Raw genomic sequence first — 6445 nt, forward strand, 5'->3', positions numbered from 1 at the left:
TGGGGGTTCAAGTCCTCTGGCCGGCACCAGCTAATTTCATAATATTTATGCTTGGAGGGATAGCGAAGTTGGCCAAACGCGGCGGACTGTAAATCCGCTCCCATCGGGTTCGTAGGTTCGAGTCCTACTCCCTCCACCATTGTATAAAATCTTTTTAAGTGTATATACTATTTCTTGTACACTTCATTTTATATTGTTGGGCTATAGCCAAGCGGTAAGGCAACGGTTTTTGGTACCGTCATGCGCTGGTTCGAATCCAGCTAGCCCAGCCATTTTTATGTGCAAAGAAATAAAGACAAACTCATTAGAGCCATTAGCTCAGTTGGTAGAGCATCTGACTTTTAATCAGAGGGTCGGAGGTTCGAATCCTCCATGGCTCACCAGTTTGATGGGGCCTTAGCTCAGCTGGGAGAGCGCCTGCTTTGCACGCAGGAGGTCAGCGGTTCGATCCCGCTAGGCTCCACCATCTAAAAGTATATGATTAATACAAAGCGGTTTTCCTAAAAGATGGAGACGGCTTTTTTTGTATGATAAAAATATAAAATTGCGGATTTGTGTAATTCCGAATGCCTAACAGCTAGCAAACTTCCCTTATCTCCGTAAAAAAGAAGACTTGCTGATTGAGATATGTATACCTTGAGAAGACTTCTCTACATTTTTTGTGAAAAATTGTCATATATCAACAAAAATGCAACTTTTCTTGATATAATAGTGAAATAAAAAAGGATAAAAAAAATTAAAATAAATGAAACTTTTCTTTGGGGTACCTCGTAATTAAAGTAACCGCCAATGTAGCGGAGGTAATTAGATGATTGAAGAAAAAATAAAGCACAATATTAAGTTAGTAAAAAAGGGAGACCAATCAGCATTTGAAGACATTGTTGCGTACTATCAAAATAAAGTATTTGCTATTTGTTTTCGGATGATTGGAAATAAGCAAGAAGCAGAAGATATTGCACAGGAAGCTTTTATTCGAGCATATCTTAATATCCAGTCATTTGATGAAAATCGGAAATTCTCAACATGGCTATATCGGATTGCGACAAACTTAACCATCGATAGAATCCGCAAGAAAAAGCCAGACTATTATCTTGATGCTGAAATAAAAGGAACAGATGGATTAAATTTATATGCACAATTACCGGCTGAACAAGCTCTTCCAGAAGAAGAAGTAGAGAGTTTAGAAATGCAAAGTTATATCCAAAATGAAATAATGCAACTCCCTGCGAAATATCGGAGTATAATCGCTTTACGTTTTTTAGATGAGCTATCTCTTAAGGAAATTAGTGAAATATTAGAAATACCTGTGGGGACGGTCAAGACGAGAATCCACAGAGGCAGAGAAGCTCTTAGAAAAAGGCTTCGCCATGTTTAAGGGGTGTGAGTGAAATGAAATGTAATAAAGAAATAGTTGAATTGATGCATCAGTATTTAGATGGCGATATAACGAGAGATGCCGAACAGAGGTTACGCTCCCATTTACAATCATGTGAAGCTTGTCAAAAACATTTTCAAGAATTAAAAAGAACCGTAGCATTAGTGACAGCAAATATAGAATTAAAGCCATCCAAAGACTTTACTAGTAATGTAATGGCCGGGTTACCAAAAGAGAAGAAGCGTATGACAGCAAAAAGGTGGATGAAGCTACATCCCATGTTAACAGCAGCTGCTATCTTCTTTATTTTAATGTTTAGTGGTATTTTCTCCGCATGGAGTCAAGACCAGCAATTAAGCTATCCTAAAGGGCAGAATTTAATTGTAAAAAATGATACAGTTATCGTCCCAAAAGATGTGGTAATTGAAGATGACCTTGAAATTAAAAATGCTAGTGTGAAAGTAGAAGGAGAAGTTCAAGGCGATCTTATCCTCATTAATGGAGAAAACTTATCAGCTTCAGCAGGAAAAATAGCAGGAGAAATAAAAGAAGTAGATCAAGTATTTAATTGGATGTGGTATAAGCTAAAAGACCTTGTTAAAAGTGTATTTAGTTTAGATTAATAACAAAAGGTAAAAGCGCGGAATGTTCGTTTGGCGGGGAAGAAAGGACAGTGATTCTTATTTGATGTATAAGAGTCACTGTCTTTACCTGTATTAGCAAATAGAAAATATTACATTTGATTAAGGGTTATATAAATCATATGTTATAATAAACAATAACTACAATAGAGATAAGGAAGAGGATTCAGATGGACATAAGGTTGTGTTTGCATGCTTAATGGTGACTTGAACTTACTAGACATTGTCAAAATCATCGCAGATATTGCCATCGTTTGGTATGTTTTATATAAATTATTGATGCTTATTCGTGGTACAAAGGCTATCCAATTATTAAAAGGTATCTTCGTTGTTATTATCATTTATCTTGCTAGTGTTTTATTCGACTTAAGCACAGTTCGAATGATCATTTGGCAAGTGATTATGTGGGGACCTTTAGGGATTATTATTTTGTTTCAGCCAGAATTAAGAAGAGCATTGGAGCAATTAGGAAGAGGAAGCTTCTTTTCACGTAATACAACTTCCGAGGAAGAAGAGCTTAACCAATCGATAGAAGCAATTGTGGCTTCTAGTAAATATATGGCCAAACGGCGCATTGGAGCTTTGATTACAATTGAACGTGATACAGCCATGGGTGACTATGTTTCAACTGGTATTCCGATTAATGGGAATTTAACTAATCAATTGTTAACTAATATCTTTATTCCAAATACGCCTTTACACGACGGTGCAGTTATCATCAGTCGAGATGAAATTGTGGCCGCTGCTTGTTATTTACCATTGTCCGAAAGTCCTTTTATTTCCAAAGAATTAGGTACACGCCATAGAGCAGCACTAGGTATTAGTGAAGTAACGGATGCGATTACCATTATTGTTTCGGAGGAAACGGGTAACATATCATGTACCAAAAATGGTGAGTTACACCGTAGTCTGACGGCAGAACAATTAGCAGAAATCCTCGAATCCGAGTTAGTGAAAAAATTTAAAACTTCAACGACAAAGGCATGGAATTGGAGGGGTAAAAGAAATGAATAAGTGGTTGGAAAAACCATGGGTCATAAGAGTTGTTGCCTTGATACTTTCTGTCTTGCTTTTTGTTGTCGTTGCATTTGATGAGAATGTTTATGATAATGATGATGGGTTTGAACTGCCTTTTGGTAATACAAACGAAACGCAGACATTGGAAGACGTCCCTGTTCAAACCATGATTGATCAAGACAAATATGTAGTAAGTGGAGTGCCAGAAACCGTAACAGTTTCCTTACAGGGATCAGTTAGTTTAGTAACATCTACCTCATTACAGCGTAATTTCGATGTGTTTGTCGACCTTGAAGATCAAGGAACAGGTACACATATCGTCCCAATCGAATATTCTGGTATTGCAGATGGACTGAATGTGTATGTTGATCCACAAGAGGTGGAAGTAACAATTGAAGAAAGAGCTAGTCAAGAATTCAATGTTACGATAGATACGGTGAATAGAGATAGAGTGGAAGCGGGATATGAAGTTGCCAATGTTTATGCTGAACCAGATCAAGTAACAGTTACTAGTTCGAAAAGCATTGTAGATAAAATAGCTATAGTGAAAGCTTTTGTTGATGTCAGTGGCTTCAGTGAATCACAAACTATCGATAACGTTCCTGTAAAAGTTTATGATAATCAAGGGAATGAATTAAATGTAAGGATTGATCCACCAACTGTTGATGTTTCTGTGGATATGAAGAATCCGAATAAGAATGTACCAATATCCATCGAAACGGAAGGAGAATTGCCAGAAGATGTTCGCGTAACTTCGATGGAATTAGAAACAGAAGAAGTGCAAGTATTTGCTGCGGAAAGCTATTTAGAGCAATTAGAGGATATAGCCACAGAACCTCTAGATTTAAGCGAAATTACTGAAAGTGGCACAGTTGAAGTGCCTTTATCCATACCTTCAGATGTAAGAAAGGTAAGTAGTGAGACAGTCAATGTTAATGTAGAAGTAGAAACAGTAGAAGAAGAAACATTAGAAGATGTCTCGATCGAATACGAAGATGAAGTAGACGAGCTTTCCGTATCATTTACTGAGCCAGATACTAATAGTATGAACATCATCATGAGAGGCTTTCCATCTGAGCTATCAGAAGTACCAGAAGAAGATCTTCAACTAACAATTGATATTGAAGATCTTGCTCCTGGTGAGCATCAGCTACCGGTTGAACTCATTACACCTGAAGATATATCGGAAGAGATAGAATTTGAATTGGAACATGAGCAAGTAACGGTAGACATCGAACAAGAAGAATAATACATAATGGCCGAAAATATGAGGATAAGTTATGTAAAAGGAGAGATTTTGAAAATGGGTAAATATTTTGGAACGGATGGTGTCCGTGGCGTTGCCAATAAAGATCTAACACCTGAATTAGCGTTCAAGCTTGGCCGATATGGCGGATATGTATTAACAAAAGAAGCTAACAAACCTAAAGTACTTATAGGTCGTGACACTCGTATTTCAGGAAATATGCTAGAAGGAGCATTAGTTGCTGGTCTTCTTTCCATTGGTGCTGAAGTAATGCGACTTGGAGTTATTTCTACACCAGGTGTTGCTTACTTGGCAAAAGTAATGAATGCTCAAGCAGGTGTCATGATCTCTGCTTCCCATAATCCAGTTGAGGATAATGGCATCAAATTTTTTGGTTCTGATGGATTTAAATTGTCTGATGAACAAGAGGCAGAAATTGAAGACTTATTAGATATGGATACCGATGAATTGCCACGACCAATTGGAGAAGAAGTTGGTCAGGTGAATGATTACCTTGAAGGTGGACAGAAATATATTCAATATTTAAAAGAAACAATTGATAATGAATTTGATGGTTTACATATTGCGATAGACTGTGCACATGGTGCAACATCAGGACTTGCATCACATCTTTTTGCTGATTTGGAAGCAGACATTTCAACCATTGGCTGTTCCCCTAATGGATTAAATATTAATGATGGAGTTGGCTCTACTCATCCAGAGAAGCTGCAAGGACTAGTGGTAGAGAAAAGTGCGGATATCGGTATTGCCTTTGATGGTGACGGAGACCGTTTAATTGCTGTTGACGAAAAAGGAAATATTATAGATGGCGATCAAATCATGTTTATTATCGGAAAATACTTAAATCAGCAAGGAATACTACGCCATTCCACTGTTGTGTCTACGGTAATGAGTAATATCGGTTTTTACAAAGCATTAGAAGTGAACGAAATGAAAAGTAATAAGACAGCCGTCGGGGACCGCTACGTAATGGAAGAAATGCGTAAAGGTGGTTATAATCTTGGTGGAGAACAATCTGGTCATATCATTTTCTTAGATTATACGACTACCGGAGATGGAATGCTATCTGCATTACAACTTATCAATGTCATGCAAGAGACAGGTAAGCCGTTATCTGAACTGGCTGGTGAAATGGAAAAATTCCCACAAGTACTAAAGAATGTTCGTGTAGTGAAGAAGAATGAAGTAATGACAAATCAAACCGTACTCGATGCTATTGATAAAGTCGAGTTAAAGATGGGGGATCAAGGCCGCGTGTTAGTACGTCCTTCCGGAACGGAGCCGTTAGTACGTGTTATGGTGGAAGCACCAACAATAGAAGACTGTAACCATTACGTTGATGAAGTTGTAGAAGTAATCCAACAAGTAATGGGAATGGAAGAGTAAAGATAATGAGTAGAAGCTATGGCAAATCCATAGCTTCTTTTTTAGTGTAAGAAGCAGTGATTCGCAATAAACGAGAGCCATTTCGCAATAAAGAAGCAGTGAATCGCAATAAACGAGGGCTATTTCGCAATAAAGAAGCAGTGAATCGCAATAAACGAGGGCTATTTCGCAATAAAGAAGTAGCGATTCGCAATAGACAAGTCCTACTTCACAATAAACAGCTGCATAATAAAAAAGCTATCTTTTTAAAAGAGGTAAGTAAGCATACATCGGACTCACAGACTTACTTTTTACGCGGAAAAGCTCTCATCTAATTGTAAGATTTCCCTGTTAATCCTATTTTACAAGGAAATCTTACAGTTACATGAAGCTGTTTTCCTTGTAGTAGATATATCAACGGTAAAATGCGGTGAGGATAGGTAACCGGATTATTATAAATGCTTGAATAAAAACTATCGGATGTATCCCCATCATGACAAAGGACCGAGAAGTTTTTCTTATCAGCAAAGAAAGTATAAAAATTGGATGCCTGTCTACGCAAGCGCCCTAAAACTAGGCTACTTCACGAATTGCCCTATGATAAGTCATCATCGGTTCGTAAACTCACCGTGATTCCTTTATATCAGTTAATTCTGAAGCCGCTACGTTTCTAAACGGGCGCTCTGCGCTTTTCTTATCACTAATATTATAAATAGTGCATAGAATTGTAGTAGATCTTTTTACAATATTGATTGCTTAAAAAGATCTTTTCAAGTAAAA

Annotated in this window: 6 protein-coding genes and 4 tRNA genes; all 10 read left to right on the forward strand. The window is 37.5% G+C overall.

Annotated features, from left to right (window positions below):
• Nucleotides 1-53: 53 nt before the first annotated feature.
• Nucleotides 54-139, forward strand: a tRNA-Tyr gene (locus tag GHT08_RS18190).
• A 58-nt stretch (nucleotides 140-197) separates the two neighbouring features.
• A tRNA-Gln gene (locus tag GHT08_RS18195) sits at nucleotides 198-272 on the forward strand.
• A 35-nt stretch (nucleotides 273-307) separates the two neighbouring features.
• Nucleotides 308-383, forward strand: a tRNA-Lys gene (locus GHT08_RS18200).
• Nucleotides 384-390: 7 nt separating this feature from the next.
• Nucleotides 391-466: transfer RNA gene (locus GHT08_RS18205), tRNA-Ala, on the forward strand.
• A 342-nt stretch (nucleotides 467-808) separates the two neighbouring features.
• Nucleotides 809-1375, forward strand: a complete 567-nt coding sequence (gene sigW / locus GHT08_RS18210; protein ID WP_018932305.1) for an RNA polymerase sigma factor SigW — start codon at nucleotides 809-811, stop codon at nucleotides 1373-1375.
• A gap of 14 nt (nucleotides 1376-1389) precedes the next feature.
• On the forward strand, nucleotides 1390-1998 hold the full coding sequence (locus GHT08_RS18215) for an anti-sigma factor family protein (RefSeq protein ID WP_163582840.1): 609 nt from the start codon (nucleotides 1390-1392) through the stop codon (nucleotides 1996-1998).
• A gap of 210 nt (nucleotides 1999-2208) precedes the next feature.
• Nucleotides 2209-3030, forward strand: coding sequence for a diadenylate cyclase CdaA (gene cdaA, locus GHT08_RS18220; RefSeq protein ID WP_163582841.1), 822 nt, complete (start codon nucleotides 2209-2211; stop codon nucleotides 3028-3030).
• The gene (locus tag GHT08_RS18225; protein WP_163582842.1) at nucleotides 3023-4282 is read left to right on the forward strand and encodes a CdaR family protein; all 1260 of its coding nucleotides are present in this window, start codon (nucleotides 3023-3025) and stop codon (nucleotides 4280-4282) included. The genes cdaA and GHT08_RS18225 overlap by 8 nt, the downstream gene beginning before the upstream one ends.
• A gap of 54 nt (nucleotides 4283-4336) precedes the next feature.
• Nucleotides 4337-5686, forward strand: a complete 1350-nt coding sequence (gene glmM, locus GHT08_RS18230; protein ID WP_163582843.1) for a phosphoglucosamine mutase — start codon at nucleotides 4337-4339, stop codon at nucleotides 5684-5686.
• Nucleotides 5687-5742: 56 nt separating this feature from the next.
• Nucleotides 5743-6000 carry a hypothetical protein gene (locus GHT08_RS18235; protein ID WP_163582844.1) on the forward strand — a complete coding sequence of 86 codons (258 nt, stop codon included), beginning with the start codon at nucleotides 5743-5745 and terminating at the stop codon, nucleotides 5998-6000.
• Nucleotides 6001-6445: the final 445 nt, after the last annotated feature.

This window comes from Gracilibacillus saliphilus, assembly GCF_010994085.1.
Taxonomy (GTDB): Bacteria; Bacillota; Bacilli; order Bacillales; family Amphibacillaceae; genus Gracilibacillus; species Gracilibacillus lacisalsi.

Excerpts from the sequence above, each read along its gene's own strand:
- sigW (WP_018932305.1), top strand. The coding sequence starts at position 809 with ATGATTGAAGAAAAAATAAAGCACAATATTAAGTTAGTAAAAAAGGGA.
- GHT08_RS18215 (WP_163582840.1), top strand. The coding sequence starts at position 1,390 with ATGAAATGTAATAAAGAAATAGTTGAATTGATGCATCAGTATTTAGAT.
- cdaA (WP_163582841.1), top strand. The coding sequence starts at position 2,209 with ATGCTTAATGGTGACTTGAACTTACTAGACATTGTCAAAATCATCGCA.
- GHT08_RS18225 (WP_163582842.1), top strand. The coding sequence starts at position 3,023 with ATGAATAAGTGGTTGGAAAAACCATGGGTCATAAGAGTTGTTGCCTTG.
- glmM (WP_163582843.1), top strand. The coding sequence starts at position 4,337 with ATGGGTAAATATTTTGGAACGGATGGTGTCCGTGGCGTTGCCAATAAA.